This is a genomic window from Actinoallomurus bryophytorum (assembly GCF_006716425.1).
Classification (GTDB): domain Bacteria; phylum Actinomycetota; class Actinomycetes; order Streptosporangiales; family Streptosporangiaceae; genus Actinoallomurus; species Actinoallomurus bryophytorum.
In genome coordinates, this window is record NZ_VFOZ01000001.1 from 4,205,808 (window position 1) to 4,220,868 (window position 15,061).

Annotated in this window: 11 protein-coding genes; 9 read left to right on the forward strand and 2 right to left on the reverse strand. The window is 70.1% G+C overall.

Going from position 1 to position 15,061, the window contains the following annotated elements; all coding sequences use genetic code 11:
• The first annotated feature begins 76 nt into the window (after nt 1-76).
• The 4 genes from pruA (at nt 77) to FB559_RS19895 (ending at nt 4,062) form a co-directional block, all read left to right on the forward strand.
• Nucleotides 77-1,708, forward strand: coding sequence for an L-glutamate gamma-semialdehyde dehydrogenase (gene pruA, locus FB559_RS19880; RefSeq protein ID WP_141957020.1), 1,632 nt, complete (start codon nt 77-79; stop codon nt 1,706-1,708).
• A gap of 143 nt (nt 1,709-1,851) precedes the next feature.
• Complete coding sequence (locus tag FB559_RS19885) at nt 1,852-2,562, forward strand: HAD family hydrolase (RefSeq protein WP_141957021.1); 711 nt, start codon at nt 1,852-1,854, stop codon at nt 2,560-2,562.
• A gap of 49 nt (nt 2,563-2,611) precedes the next feature.
• Entirely contained in the window at nt 2,612-3,034 is a 423-nt protein-coding gene (locus FB559_RS19890; RefSeq protein WP_185792303.1) for a MerR family transcriptional regulator, read from the forward strand.
• Between the two features lie 68 nt (nt 3,035-3,102).
• Nucleotides 3,103-4,062, forward strand: a complete 960-nt coding sequence (locus FB559_RS19895; RefSeq protein WP_141957023.1) for a hypothetical protein — start codon at nt 3,103-3,105, stop codon at nt 4,060-4,062.
• Between the two features lie 12 nt (nt 4,063-4,074).
• Here the strand turns inward: FB559_RS19895 and FB559_RS19900 are convergent, their stop codons facing one another.
• Entirely contained in the window at nt 4,075-4,632 is a 558-nt protein-coding gene (locus tag FB559_RS19900) for a class I SAM-dependent methyltransferase (RefSeq protein ID WP_141957024.1), read from the reverse strand.
• Between the two features lie 53 nt (nt 4,633-4,685).
• Here FB559_RS19900 and FB559_RS19905 point away from each other — a divergent pair, with 53 nt between their 5' ends.
• The 4 genes from FB559_RS19905 (at nt 4,686) to FB559_RS19920 (ending at nt 13,446) form a co-directional block, all read left to right on the forward strand.
• The gene (locus tag FB559_RS19905) at nt 4,686-5,471 is read left to right on the forward strand and encodes a helix-turn-helix domain-containing protein (protein ID WP_221640087.1); all 786 of its coding nucleotides are present in this window, start codon (nt 4,686-4,688) and stop codon (nt 5,469-5,471) included.
• A gap of 138 nt (nt 5,472-5,609) precedes the next feature.
• On the forward strand, nt 5,610-7,589 hold the full coding sequence (locus FB559_RS19910; RefSeq protein WP_141957025.1) for an acetoacetate--CoA ligase: 1,980 nt from the start codon (nt 5,610-5,612) through the stop codon (nt 7,587-7,589).
• Nucleotides 7,590-7,682: 93 nt separating this feature from the next.
• The gene (locus tag FB559_RS19915; protein ID WP_141957026.1) at nt 7,683-8,537 is read left to right on the forward strand and encodes a tryptophan 2,3-dioxygenase; all 855 of its coding nucleotides are present in this window, start codon (nt 7,683-7,685) and stop codon (nt 8,535-8,537) included.
• A gap of 25 nt (nt 8,538-8,562) precedes the next feature.
• Nucleotides 8,563-13,446, forward strand: a complete 4,884-nt coding sequence (locus tag FB559_RS19920) for an NAD-glutamate dehydrogenase (protein WP_246121767.1) — start codon at nt 8,563-8,565, stop codon at nt 13,444-13,446.
• A gap of 52 nt (nt 13,447-13,498) precedes the next feature.
• Here the strand turns inward: FB559_RS19920 and FB559_RS19925 are convergent, their stop codons facing one another.
• Nucleotides 13,499-14,014: an NUDIX hydrolase gene (locus FB559_RS19925; protein WP_141957027.1), complete on the reverse strand. Its 516-nt coding sequence runs from the start codon at nt 14,012-14,014 to the stop codon at nt 13,499-13,501.
• Between the two features lie 66 nt (nt 14,015-14,080).
• Between FB559_RS19925 and FB559_RS19930 the strand changes: the two genes are divergently transcribed.
• A complete protein-coding gene (locus FB559_RS19930) occupies nt 14,081-14,989 on the forward strand; it encodes a DUF8094 domain-containing protein (protein ID WP_141957028.1) in 909 nt (302 codons plus the stop codon).
• The last annotated feature ends 72 nt before the right edge of the window (nt 14,990-15,061 follow it).

Below are 15,061 nucleotides of genomic sequence, written 5' to 3' on the forward strand. Positions count from 1 at the left end.
CCTGGATCAACGGTCGTTTTGTCGGGTAAGGCATCACGTGCGACGATGCTCATGACGACGACGTCGAGGAGTTTGCATGGACGCTGTGACGAACGTACCGATCCCCGTGAACGAGCCGGTCAGGACGTACGCCCCCGGTAGTCAGGACCGGACCTCACTCGAGGCGAAGATCAAAGAACTCGCCGGCGAGCAGATCGACCTGACGATGACCATCGGCGGCGAGCAGCGCCTCGGCGGCGGGCAGCCGATCGACGCCGTCGAGCCGCACAATCACGGCCACGTGCTCGGCCGGATGGGCGACGCCACCGCCGGCGACGTCAAAGCGGCGGTCGAGGCCGCACGCGCGGCCGCACCGGGCTGGCGGGCGATGGCGTTCGACGACCGCGCCGCGATCTTCCTGAGGGCCGCCGAGCTGCTGGCCGGCCCCTGGCGTTCGACGCTGAACGCCGCCACGATCCTCGGCCAGTCCAAGTCGGTGCAGCAGGCCGAGATCGACGCGGCCTGCGAGCTGATCGACTTCTTCCGGTTCAACGTCTCCTTCGCGCGTGAGCTGATCAACCAGCAGCCGATCTCCTCCCCGGGCGTCTGGAACCGGGCGGAGTACCGGCCGCTGGAGGGCTTCGTCGTCGCGATCACGCCGTTCAACTTCACCGCGATCGCCGGCAACCTGCCGGCCTCGGTCGCGCTGATGGGCAACGTCGTGGTGTGGAAGCCGTCCCCGACCCAGACGTTCGCCGCGCACTTCACCATGCGGCTGCTCGAAGAGGCCGGGCTCCCGCCGGGCGTGATCAACCTGGTCACCGGCAACGGCCAGGCCGTCTCGGAGGTCGCGCTGCGCCAGCCGGACCTGGCGGGCATCCACTTCACCGGCTCCACCGGCACCTTCCAGCACCTGTGGCGCACGGTGGGCGAGAACATCGCCGGCTACCACGCCTACCCCCGGCTCGTCGGCGAGACCGGTGGCAAGGACTTCGTGGTCGCCCACCCGTCGGCCGACCCGAAGGCGCTGGCCACGATCCTGGTCCGCGGCGCCTTCGAGTACCAGGGCCAGAAATGCTCCGCGGCCTCGCGCGCGTATCTCCCGCGCTCGCTGTGGAACGGCATGCGCGATGACCTTCTCGGCACCGTCGAGTCCCTGACCATGGGCAACGTCGCGGAGGACCTGTCGGCGTTCATGGGCGCGGTCATCGACGACCGGGCGTTCGCCAAGCACAGGGAGGCCCTGGAGCGGGCCAGGGCGCACGAGGGCGTCAGCGTCCTCGTGGGCGGCGGCCTGGACGACTCCGAGGGCTACTTCGTCCAGCCGACCATCCTGGAGAGCGCCGACCCGGGCGATGAGATCTTCACCAAGGAGTACTTCGGCCCGATCCTCGGCGTGCACGTCTACGACGACACCGACTACGACGCGATGCTCACCCAGATGGAGAGCGCCGCGCCGTACGCCCTGACCGGCGCGATCGTCGCGCGTGACCGCCAGGCCATCGCCGCGGCAGCGGACCGGCTACGGTTCGCCGCCGGCAACTTCTACGTCAACGACAAGCCGACCGGCGCGGTCGTCGGACAGCAGCCGTTCGGCGGCGCGCGGGCCAGCGGCACGAACGACAAGGCCGGCTCGATCTTCAACCTGACCCGCTGGGTCAGCACCCGGTCGATCAAGGAGACCCTCGTCCCGCCGACCGACCACCGGTACCCGCACATGGGCTCCTGAGCCTCGCGTGACAAGGGTGGCTCCCGCGCCTGGTGGGAGCCACCCTCGCGCGGGGGCGGCCGGCGACTGAGCAGCGGGTTTGCGTACGTAGGGCGCAACCCCGACGATTAACCGTCAATCCCGACTCGCCACAGGAGCCCGCTATGCCCCGTCTGGTCTTGTGGAACGTCGATCACACGCTGGTCGACGTCGGCCGGGTGACGCGGGAGGCGTACGCCGAGGCGTTCGCACGGGTGACCGGACGGCCGCTGGTCCGTCTCGCACCGACCGCGGGACGCACCGAATCCGAGATCATCTTTGAGACGCTCGCGTTCAACGACGTGGTGACCACCGAAGACCACCTCGCCGAGTTCATGACGGCGCTGGGCGACGCGTTCGCCTCGCGCCGCAAGTCGATCCGCAAGGACGGCCGGGTCCTGCCCGGCGCGCGTGAGGCCCTCGCCTCGGTCGGCCGGCTACGGGATGTGATCCAGTCGGTCCTGACCGGCTCCATCGAGCGCAACGCCATCGCCAAGCTGACCGCGCTCGGCCTGGACAAGTACGTCGACTTCGAGGTCGGCGGCTACGGCTCGGAGACCTACCCGAAGGCCGCGCTGGTGGAGCTGGCGCGCACGCGTACGGCGCAGAAGTACGGCACGAGGATCGCCGAGGCGGCCACGGTGCTCATCGCGGACTCGCCGAACGACGTACGGGCCGCCCACATCGCGAGCGCCCGCATCATCGCGGTCGCCACCGGCAACGCCACGGAGGCCGAACTCCGCGGCGCGGGCGCGGACGTCGTGATCCCCACACTGGCCGACACCGACCGCGTCGTACGGGCCGTCGAGTCCCTCACCGACCCCGGCCCGGCCTGAGCCGGCCGGCGCGGCGGAACGACCGCGGGCAAAACGTATTCTGGCCGGTATGTCTGAGGTCGCACCGAGCCTGAGCATCGGACAGGTCGCCGAGCGCACGGGGTTGAGCGTGCACGCGCTGCGTTTCTACGAGCGCGAGGGCATTCTCGCCAACCCTGTGACACGCGCCCCCGGCGGCCGTCGTCTGTACACCGAAGACGACGTCGACTGGCTCACCGTCTGCATCATCCTTCGGGCGTCCGGCATGCCCATTCCGGTGATCCGCCGCTACACCGAGCTCGTACGGGAGGGACGGGGCAACGAGAAGGAGCGGCTCGGCATCATGCGCACGCACCAGGACCGGGTGAAGGCCCAGATCGCCCGGCTCACAGAATGCCTGGATCTGATCAGTTACAAGGTCGGGGTGTACGAGGACTTCGTCGCCGACGGACACCTGACCGAGAGTCCTGTCACCGAGCCGGCTCACGGCTGAACGCGGCGCGCAACCGAGCCCCGTCGCCGAGCGTCTTACCTGCGTCCCGTGCTCTCCCGGAGGACCGCATGGAAACTCCGAGCGGCTACCGTCTCCGACGGCCGCGTCTCGTCACCAACCTAGCGGCGGCGCTCCTGGTCGCGGTCGCGGCGGGCCTCGCCGTGGCGATCGCGGCCGACGCCATCGAAGCGCCCCTCGGTGTCACCGAAATCATCATCAGCGGGCTCGTCCCGGTCATCGCCATCGCCATCGCGGTCTGGCCGGTGCGGGTGCTTGACCTCACATCGCGGTCGCTGCGATTTCGTGAGCGACTCGTCCTCCTCCAGGGCCGATCGGGGCGGCAGCCGATCCGGTCGGGGCTGCGCGAGGTCGCGTGGTCCGACGTCGCGGAGCTTCTGCTGGCGTCCCACCGTGGCCGCGTCACGATGATCGTCGGTCTCCGCGCGCCCGGTCCCGTTCTTCACGCGGCAGTGGTCGACCTGCCGGTACGCGACGAGGAGGCCGTCGAGAGCGCCATCTCCACGATCGCCCCCGGCATCGTCGTACGCCGGGGACGGCTGCCGGAGCTCCTCATCCACACGCGCCTGCCTTACACCACCGGCCAGGTCCGGATCGGCACCCAGGCGCTCGGCCTCGTCCTGAGCGGGCTGGCCTTCGGAACCACGATCGTCCTCGTCAACCTCCTCACCGGCCTGACCTACGGGGTCGTACCGGGTGTGCTGTTCCTGCTGTCCATCAGGACATGGTTCGCGTCCCCGCCCCTGTTCGTGTCCCCAGAACGGATCTCGCTCAGAAAGGGCTGGCGGACCCGCACGGTGCCGTGGACGGCCGTCGCGTCGGTGTCACTGGCCGCGGAAGGGGACGGAGGTGAGCTGAGAGTGCGGGTCGGCCCGGCCTGCGGCCGGCTGGCGGCCGGCACGGTCCTCACCCGTCGTGTGCCTCGCCGATCCGACCTGGCCGACCTCGACGCGATCATCCGCGCCTACGCGCCGCCGCACGCGCTGCACCACCATCTGCAAGCAGGGTGATCGCGGAAACCATCAGCCGGGCTTGCGGGCGGTGAAGTGCACCCGGCGCGGCACGGGGTTCACGTTCACGTCCGTGAATCCGGCCGCCTCCAGCCGGGCCGGGAGGGTCGCCGGATCGACCGGGACCAGCGTGTCGCCCAGGTGAATGACCCGGAAGCGCAGGTTCACCCGGCCGTCGCTGCCGGCGAGAACGCCCCCCGGACGCAGCACCCGGCATGCCTCGGCGAAGAGCCGGTCCTGCAACTCCGGCGCGGGCACGTGGTGCAGCATGGTGAAACACGCCACGCCGGTGAACGACGCGTCGGGGAAGGGCATCTCCGTGGCGTCGCCGTGCACGATCTCCACGTCGAGCTCACGCCGCAGCCGCGCGACGTACTTCTCGTCGACCTCCAGGGCGGTGAGCCGTGGCACGCGCCCGGCGAGCTGCCGGGTCGTCACGCCCAGCCCGGGGCCGAGCTCCAGGACGTCGTCGCCGAGGTCGATGTCGCCGAGCACCGCCGGGAACAGTCCCGTGCGCACGTACTCGGCCCATTTGGGTGACGCGCAGATCCGGTTGTGGAGCAGGTTCATGCTCGTGCACATTAGAAGCGGCAGGCGGCGGCGTAAATGAGCCAGGCGGTCAGATGATGTCGCAGAACGGCCAGTTCAGATCGTACGGCGACGGGGCGATCCTGGTCGCCGCGTTCTCCGCGGAGGGCCGCCGGTACGACGCGCACCGGCACGCGGAGCACCAGCTGGCCTGGGCCTCCTCCGGCATGCTCACGGTGACCTCGGCCGCCGGCACCTGGGTGCTGCCGCCCGCACGTGCCCTGTGGATTCCGGCCGGCACCGAGCACGCCATGGACGCGGACCGGCACACCACCGTCTGCTGTCCCTACTTCGGCGAGGGGAGGGGCCCGCGCTGGACCCGCCCGACGGTGGTGGCCATCGGCGCCCTCGCCCGCGAGCTGATCCTCCACCTGGCCGCCGCCGAGCTCGCCGCGGCCGCGCGCCGGCGAGCCGAGGGCGTGCTCCTCGACCAGCTCGCGGAGGTCCCGGTGACGACCATCGCGGTGCCGATGCCCCGCGATCCCCGCGCGCTCGCGGTCGCCCGCGCGGTGGTGGACGACCCGGCCGACGACGCGACCCTGGAGATGTGGGGCCGCAGGGCCGGTGCCGCCGTGCGTACGCTGGCGCGGCTGTTCCCGGCCGAGACCGGAATGACCTTCGGGCGCTGGCGCACACAGGTACGCCTGCGCGCCGCCTTGCCGCTGCTCGCGGCGGGCCTGCCGGTCGCCACCGTCGCCCGGCGGGTCGGTTACGCGACACCCAGCGCGTTCGTCGCGGTGTTCCGCAAGGTGACGGGCGTACCTCCGGCCACATACTTCACGAACCGCTCGCCCTCACCACAGGACCGGGACCGGCGATGAACCAGGTGCTCGCCGGAGGCCGCCACCCGCGTGCGCCCTACCCTGTCACCAAGGTGTCTATGTGGCCGGCTCACATTGCGGACCGGGGCCGTCATGTCGATGCTGGGGATGCCATGACGATCGCCGGGAGGCTGTGACGTGTCCGTTGCCGAGGGTGACCTGCTCTGGGAGCCGTCCGAAGACCTACGGCGGAGTGCCCGTGTCGCCCGCTTCATGGCCGAGCGCGGCCTCGGCTCCTATGACGAGCTGTGGCGCTGGTCGGTCACGGACATCGACGGTTTCTGGGATGCGATCTGGTCCCGCTTCGAGGTCCTCGGCGAACGCGGCGACGGACCCGTACGCGAGGGTGCGCCGGACGACTGGGGCGTTCCCCCGGGAAGCACGGCCGCGATGCCCGGCGTCCGCTGGTTCCCGGGCGCGACGCTCAACTACGCCCGCAACGCCCTGCGGCCCGGCCGGGACCCCGGCGCCACGGCGGTGGTGTTCCGCTCCGAGACCGGCGACGCCGCGCGGACGCTGACCTTCGGCGAGCTCGCCGACGAGGTGGCCGAGGTACGCGCGGGGCTCGAGGAGCTCGGTGTGACCAGGGGCGACCGGGTCGCCGCGTACGTGCCCAACATCCCTGAGGCGCTGGTCCTCTTCCTGGCGACGGCCTCGCTCGGTGCGATCTGGTCCTCGTGCTCGCCCGACTTCGGGGCGCCGAGCGTGATCGACCGGTTCACCCAGATCGAGCCGAAGGTGCTCGTCGCGGTGGACGGATACCCCTACAACGGCAAGCGGTACGACCGGCTCGGCGTGGTCCGCGACATCCAGGCGGCCCTGCCCACGCTACGGGCGACCGTGCTGATCCCCTACCTCGACGCCGGCGCGGAGCCGCCGGTGCCCCAGGGCGGCCGTGGCCTCCGCTACGACGACCTGCGCCGCCCCGGCAAGGCCCTGGAGTTCGAGGAGGTGCCGTTCGACCACCCCCTGTGGATCCTGTACTCCTCCGGCACGACCGGCCTGCCCAAGCCGATCGTGCACGGCCACGGCGGCATCGTCCTCGAGCACCTCAAGTCACTCAGCCTCCACCAGGACCTCGGCGCGGGCGACGTCTTCTTCTGGTTCACCACGACCGGCTGGATGATGTGGAACTACCTGGTCGGCGGCCTGCTCGTCGGCGCGACGATCGTCATGTACGACGGGGCGCCGAACGGCGACGCGCTGTGGCGGCTCGCCGCCGAGGCCGGGGTGACCTACTTCGGCGTCGGCGCGCCGTACATCCTCGCCTCGATGAAGGCCGGCCTGGATCCCGGCAAGGAGTACGACCTGTCACGCGTACGCGGCATCGGCTCCACCGGCTCCCCGCTGCCGCCCGAGGGCTTCGCGTGGGTCTATGACCATGTGGGACGCGACCTGCTCGTCGGGTCGATGTCCGGCGGCACCGACATGGCGACCGCCTTCGTCGGACCGTGCCCGCTGCTTCCGCTGCGCGCCGGCGTCATCCAGTGCCGCGGGCTGGGCGCCAAGGTCGAGGCGTACGGCGACGCCGGCGAGCCCGTCGTCGACGAGGTGGGTGAGCTCGTCCTGACCGAGCCGATGCCCTCGATGCCGATCTACTTCTGGAACGACGAGGGCGGCCATCGCTACCACGAGTCCTACTTCGGGATGTACCCGGGCGTCTGGCGGCACGGGGACTGGATCAAGCTCCTTCCCGACGGCGGAAACGTGATTTACGGACGATCCGATTCGACGCTCAACCGCGGCGGCGTACGGATGGGCACCTCCGACTTCTACCGCGTCGTCGAGGCGTTCGACGAGATCGCCGACTCACTGGTGGTGGACACCGGGCAGCTCGGCCAGGAGGGGCGCCTGTTGCTGTACGTCCAGCTCGCCGACGGCGGCGAGCTGTCGGAGGAGGTCGTCGGCCGGATCCGCGCGGCGCTGCGGTCGACGCTGTCGCCACGGCATGTGCCGGACGAGGTCCACGCCGTGCCGGGCATCCCGCGGACCCTGTCGGGCAAGAAGGTCGAGGTGCCGGTGCGCAAGATCCTGCTCGGCACCCCGGTGGAGAAGGCCGCGAACCCCGACGCGATGGCGAATCCCGAGGTCCTGGCGTACTTCACCCCAGGGTCGTGACAGAAGGGCGTTCGCGCCACCGGACAGTAGCGGCACGACTACCTTCCCGTCTCCGAGTCGGCTAAAACCAGATTTCGGGTTAACCTGACCGCCGTGAGCGCAACACCACAACGGCGTGGTGCCGCCGCTTCCGCTTCCGGCGTACCCGGAAACGGATCCGGCGCACCCGGACGTAACTTCGGTGAAGAGGGGGGGCGCCTCACCTACGGCGCCTACCTGAGGCTGCCAACCCTGCTGGACCAGCAGGTTCTCGAGTCCGACCCACCAGCACGCGACGAACTTCTCTTCATCTCGATCCACCAGGTCTACGAGCTCTGGTTCAAGCTGCTGCTGCACGAGCTGGGCGAGATCCGCCGGGCGATGACCGACGACGAGGTATGGCTCGCCCGCCACCTGTTCCGGCGGGTGCACGCGGTGGAGCGGATCCTGGTCGACCAGATCCAGGTCCTCGAGACGATGACTCCCCAGGACTTCATGGCCTTCCGGGAAAAGCTGGCGCCCGCCAGCGGTTTCCAGTCGGTGCAGTTCCGTGAGATGGAGTTCCTCTCCGGTCACAAGGATCCCGGGTTCCTCAAGCGTTTCCGCGGCCTGACCGACGACGAGAAAGAACGCCTCGACCGCAGGCTGGCCGAGCCGAGCCTCTGGGACGCCTTCGTCATGCTTCTGCGCCGGCGCGGGCTGGCCGCGGGCAACGATGACGAGATCAGCGAGTCGCTCGTCACGGTGGCCCACGACCGTAACGGCCACGACGACCTCTGGCAGCTGGCCGAGGACCTGATGACGCACGACGAGATGGCCGCCCTCTGGCGGCAACGCCACGTCACGATGGTCGAACGGCAGATCGGCACGAAGTCGGGCACCGGCGGCTCGACCGGCGCGCCCTACCTCCGAAGCAGGCTTGACCTGCGGTATTACCCATTGCTATGGGAATTGCGAACCCTGCTCTGAGAAGGCACTGAGGGAGACTCTGAGAATGAGCGGCGAATCGACCGGCCGGCCGGCGATGCCCAAGGAGGATCTGCTGCGCCGTGCGGCGGAGACCTGCGTCAACCACGCCCATGGCGTGCGCCCCGAGCTCGCCGACGTTCTCGGCTATCTGCGGCTTTACTACCGGCACGTCGCCGTCGAGGATCTCACCGCACGGGATCCGGCCGACATCTGGGGGCCGGCGATGTTCCATCGCCAGCTCGGCGAGGACCGTCCCCAGGGCCGGGCCAAGGTGCGTGCCTTCACCCCGACCGTTGACGACCAGGGCTGGGACTCCGGGCACAGCGTGGTCCAGGTGGTCACCGACGACATGCCCTTCCTGGTCGACTCGGTGACGATGGAGCTCAACCGGCATGAGCTGTCCACCCATCTGATCGTCCATCCGCAGCTCAAGGTCTGCCGCGACGTGACCGGCCGCCTGCAGGGGATCGGCGACGGCGAAGGCCTCGTGCTCGAAGAGTCGTGGATTCACATCGAGATCGACCGGCAGAACGACCGGACGGTGCTCCAGGAGCTGGAAAAGGACCTTCTGCGCGTCCTCAACGACGTCCGCGCCGCGGTCGAGGACGAGGACAAGATGCGGGCCCTGGCCCGGGGGATCGCCACCGGGCTCGAAGAACACCGGCCGCCGCTGCCGGGATCGGAGACCAGTGACGGCGTGGAGCTGCTCGACTGGCTGGCCGATGGCCACTTCACCTTCCTCGGCTACCGGGAGTACGGCCTGGAGACCGGCGAGGACGGCGAGCTGCTCCGCGCCATACCCGGCACCGGCCTGGGCATCCTGCGCTCCGACCAGTCCGAGTCGACCAGCTTCGCCTCCCTGCCCCAGGAGGTGCGCGCCAAGGCACACGAGCCCCGCCTCCTCGTGCTGACCAAGGCCAACTCCCGCGCGACCGTGCACCGCCCCGCGTACCTCGACTACGTCGGCGTGAAGAAGTTCGACGGCGACGGCGGGGTCGTCGGCGAACGCCGCTTCCTCGGCCTGTTCACCCACGGCGCGTACAGCGAGAGCATCGAGCACATCCCGGTGCTGAACCACAAGCTCCACGCGATCCTCGAACGCGCCGGGCTGGCCGCCGACAGTTACGACGGCAAGGACCTCGTCGAGATCCTCGAGACCTACCCCCGCGACGACCTGTTCCAGATCTCGGTCGACGAGCTGTTCCCGATCGCGATGAGCGTGCTGCGCCTGCGCGAGCGCAAGCAACTGCGGCTGTTCGTCCGTAAGGACGCCTACGGCCGCTACATGTCGTGTCTCGTCTTCCTGCCCCGCGACCGCTACACCACCCAGATCCGGCTGCGCATCCAGGAGATCCTGCGCCGCGCCTTCAACGGCACGAGCGTCGACTACAGCGCGATGGTCGGCGACTCCGCGCTCGCGCGGCTGCACGTGGTCGTCCGCGGCGAGCGCGGCCGTCCCCTACCCGACGACGTCGACCTGGGCGAGCTGGAGACCCGGCTCGTGGGCGCCACCCGGTCCTGGGCCGACGACCTGGCCGATGCCATCGTCGAGCAGTGCGGCGAGGAGAAGGCCGGCGTCCTGACCCGCCGCTACGCCAACGCCTTCCCCGAGGGTTACAAGGCCGACTTCCCCGCGCGTACCGCGTGCGCGGACCTCAAGCGGCTGGAGTCGCTGACCGAGCCGGGCCAGATCTCGATCAACCTGTACGAGCCGTACGGCGCCGAGCCCGGCGAACGCCGCCTCAAGGTCTACCGGCTCGGACCGCCGATCTCCCTGTCGCACGTGCTGCCGTTGCTGCACAACATGGGCGTCGAGGTCGTCGACGAGCGGCCCTACGGCGTCGCGCCCGAGAACGGCCGGCGTTCGTGGATTTATGACCTGGGCCTACGTCACGAGCCGTCGCCCGACGTGGACGAGGCCGACATCAAGGAGCTGTTCCAGGACGCCTTCACCGCCCTGTGGCGCGAAGACGTGGAGAGCGACCCGTTCAACAGCCTCGTGCTGGGCGCCGGCCTGGCCTGGCGGCCGGTCATGGTGCTCCGCGCGTACGCCCGCTACCTGCGCCAGACCGGCACGACGTTCTCCGAGCGGTACCTCGAGCAGGTGCTCATCGGCAACCCCCGCATCGCGCGGCTGCTGGTGCGCCTCTTCGAGTCGAGGTTCGACCCGCGCCTCAAGTCCCGCGACGGCCACGCCGCGGACGCGCACGAGGAGCTGGGCTCAGCGATCACCGAGGAGATCGAGGGCGCGCTCGACGCGGTCACCAGCCTGGACGAGGACCGGATCCTTCGCAGCTTCCTGTCGATGATCCGCGCCACCCTGCGGACGAACTACTACCAGCGGACCGCGAGCGGCGCGCCCAAGCCGTACCTGTCGCTGAAGTTCGACCCCGAGGCGATCCCGGACCTGCCGCTGCCGAAGCCCAAGTTCGAGATCTTCGTGTACTCCCCGCGGCTGGAGGGCGTGCACCTGAGGTTCGGCCCGGTGGCGCGTGGCGGCCTGCGCTGGTCGGACCGCCGCGAGGACTTCCGCACCGAGATCCTCGGCCTGGTCAAGGCGCAGGCGGTCAAGAACACCGTGATCGTCCCGGCCGGCGCCAAGGGCGGGTTCGTGTGCAAGCGGCTGCCCGACCCGGGCGACCGCGAGGCGTTCCTGGCCGAGGGCGTCGCCTCGTACAAACAGTTCATCAGCGGCCTGCTCGACATCACCGACAACCTCGCCGGTGGCGAGGTGGTGCCGGCCAAGGATGTCGTACGCCACGATGCCGACGACACCTACCTGGTGGTCGCCGCCGACAAGGGCACCGCGACGTTCTCCGACATCGCCAACGAGGTCGCGGCCTCGTACGGTTTCTGGCTCGGCGACGCCTTCGCCTCGGGCGGGTCGGTCGGCTATGACCACAAGGGCATGGGCATCACCGCGCGCGGCGCCTGGGAGTCGGTGAAGTACCACTTCCGCACGCTCGGCGTTGACGTGCAGAACGACGACTTCAGCGTGATCGGCGTCGGCGACATGTCCGGTGACGTCTTCGGTAACGGGATGCTGCTGTCCGAACACATCCGGCTCATCGCGGCCTTCGACCACCGGCACATCTTCCTCGACCCGGCGCCGGACCCGGCCACCTCCTTCCACGAGCGCGAGCGGCTGTTCGCCCTGCCGCGCAGCTCCTGGGCCGACTACGACACCTCGCTGATCTCCAAGGGCGGCGGGGTGCACCCGCGTACGGCCAAGAAGATCCCGCTGACGCCGCAGGTACGCGCGGTGCTCGGCATCCCCGACGGTGCGGGTGCGATGACCCCGCACGAGCTCATCCACGCCATCCTGTGCGCGCCCGTGGACCTGATGTGGAACGGCGGCATCGGCACCTACGTCAAGGCGTCGGGGGAGACCCACGCCGACGTCGGCGACAAGGCCAACGACGTCCTGCGCGCCGACGCGACCGAGCTGCGCTGCAAGGTCGTCGGCGAGGGCGGCAACCTGGGCCTCACCCAGCGGGCGCGGATCGAGTTCGCCCTCGGCGGCGGCCTCGTCAACACCGACTTCATCGACAACTCCGCGGGCGTGGACACCTCCGACCACGAGGTGAACATCAAGATCCTGCTCGACCAGCTCGTACGCGACGGAGAGCTGACCCGCAAGCAGCGTGACACGCTCTTCCTGGACATGACGGACGAGGTCGCCGACCTGGTTCTGCGCGACAACATCGCGCAGAACGTCGCACTCGCCGCCGCGCGCGCCCAGGCGTCCTCCATGCTGCACGTTCACGGCCGCTACCTGCGCAAGCTGGAGCGGGACGGCAAGCTCAAGCGGCGGCTGGAGTTCCTGCCCGACGACAAGGTGCTCGCCGAGCGGCGCCAGGCCGGGCCGGGCCTCACCGGCCCGGAGTTCGCCACCCTGCTGGCCTACACGAAGCTCACGCTCGAGGACGAGATCCGGGGTTCGGACCTGCCCGACGACCCTGACCTGGCCAGCCGGCTGGTCGAGTACTTCCCGACGCCGCTGCGGGAGCGGTTCCGCGACTACATGGACCGGCATCCGCTGCGCCGGGAGATCATCGCGACGTCGGTCGTCAACAGCATGGTCAACGACAGCGGGATCACCTTCGCGTTCCGCATGAGCGAGGAGACCGGGGCGTCGGCCTCGGACATCACCCGCGCCTACCTCGTGGCGCGCGAGGTCTTCCACATGGAGGGCTTCTGGCGCAAGGTGGACGAGCTGGACTACCAGATCGACACCGCGACGCAGATCAAGATGCGGCTGGAGGCGCGCAAGCTCACCGAGCGCGGCGCCCGGTGGCTGCTGCACAACCGGCGCATGCCGTTCGACATCCGCGACACGGTCGACTTCTTCGCCACCGGGGCGGCCGCCCTCGCGGCGCTCATGCCCAAGCTCCTGGTCGGCCGCGACCTGGAGGGCTACGAGGAGAGGCGTGACCGGTTCACCGAGAGCGGTGTCCCCGACCAGCTCGCCGAGCACGTGGCGATGATGGTGCCGGCGTTCTCGACGTTCGACCTGGTGGAGATCGCCCGCAGCGCGGACCGGCCGGTCGAGGAGGCCGCCGAGGTCTACTTCGACCTCGCCGAGCGCCTGCAGCTGTCACGCCTGCGCGAGCGGATCATCCAGCTGCCGCGCGACGACCGGTGGAACTCCATGGCCAGGTCCGCGCTCCGCGACGACCTGTACGCCGCGCACGCGGCCCTGGCGCGTGACGTGCTCATCACCAGCGAGCCGGGAGTCGGGCCGGAGCAGCGCCTGGCGACCTGGGCGGACAAGAACAGCGCCGCCGTCGGCCGTGCGGCACAGACCCTGGGCGAGATCTGGGAGACCGACAGCCTCACGATCGCGACCCTCTCGGTCGCGCTGCGCTCGATCCGTACTCTCGTGACGGCGTCCACACTGCCTGACTGACGGCCCGTGGCAGGGCGGCCCGGACAGCGTCCGGGCCGCTCCAGGGCATGGCTCATGGACCTGGTACGACGACCGGGGCGCCGCCGGTGCCGTCGGGCCACAGCCACAGGCGTCCCGGCGTGGTGCCGTCCCGCAGGTGGTGCAGAAGTGCCTCGCGGCGGGGGCGGAAGGACTGCCGTGACAGGCGCAGGCACGCCTCGTGCAGCGGCACCCAGGCGGCCTCCAGGACGAGGCCGTCCGGGTCGGCGGGCGCCAGATCCTGCGCCGGGGCCTCGACCTCGAAGGTGAACACCGTCCAGACCCCGGCCCAGTCCGGGTCGTGGGTGACGGTGTACTGGCACACGAACGCCAGCCGGCCCGGCACGGAGGCCCGCAGGCCCGTCTCCTCCGCCAGCTCGCGCATCACCGCCTGGTGCACCAGCTCACCGGGCTCGACCTGGCCACCGGGGAGTACCCAGCTCGTGCCGTCGGCCGTGCCCGCCTCCTCCCGTACCATCAGCACGTCGGTGCCGCGGCGGACCAGAGCCGAGACGAGGAGTCCGCTACGGGCGGCTCGGGGGAGCGTCACCGCGGTGTCCTTTCCGGATTGCCGATTCGGACAGTAGTCGATCAGTTACTGTGCGAATCTGTCGGCATGCGTCGACATCTGGCCGCACTGACGGCCGTCATCCTCCCAGTGTCCGCGTGCGGCTCCCTCGGATCCGCGCAACCGGCCCTCACGAAGAGCCAGGCCGAACAGGTCCTGGCCAACTACCAGTCGATCAACAACCGGGCCAACGGCGACCTCGACGCCAACCTCCTGGCCACGGTGGAGACCGGCGCGCAGCTCGAGATGGACCGGGCCGGCTACCGCCTGCGCCGGGCGAAGAAGGACAAGTACACCCCGTTCACCTACACCAGACCGGCCTACTACATCCCGCGCCAAAGCGGCTTCCCCAAGTGGTTCGCGGTCGACGCCACGTCCGGGGACACCCGCCACGCCCTGCTGTTCGTGCAGGACCACACGGGCGGCCCCTGGCTGCTCGCCGCCGACCCGTTCCCCTCGGCGCCGCTGTCGGGCATCGCCACCGACAAGGACGGTTACGCCACGGCGGTCAACCCCGCGGACTCCGACGCCGCGGTGGAGCCGCGCAAGGTGGCCGGCGCGCACGCCGCCACGCTGTCCAGCGGCGCGACCGGCATGGCGCCGGGCCCGTACACCTCCGAGTCGCGTGACGCGCTGACCAAGGTCGAGAGCGAGCTGCGCAAGCGCGGCGTGACCCTCACCTCCGACTTCGCCCCGGACCAGCAGCGGTCATTCGCCCTGCGCACGACCGGCGGCGGCGCGCTGGTGTGGTACGTCGTACGGCAGAGCGAGCGCTACGACATGGTCGACCCGGGCACGGTCAGCGCCGACGGCGACCTCGCCGGCCTCGTGACCGGCCGGGTGGGCCACCACCTCAGCTCGGTCGCGCTCATCCAGTACCTCGCCGTGGTCCCCGACCACGGGGACACCCAGGTGATAGGCACTTATCGCAAAGCGGTCCAGGCCACAACGTCCTAGGGGATGACCGGCCGCCGGTTCACCTTCTCGGAAACGCGGGGCGGCCCTCATCCGGCCAGGGCGGGGTGAGGG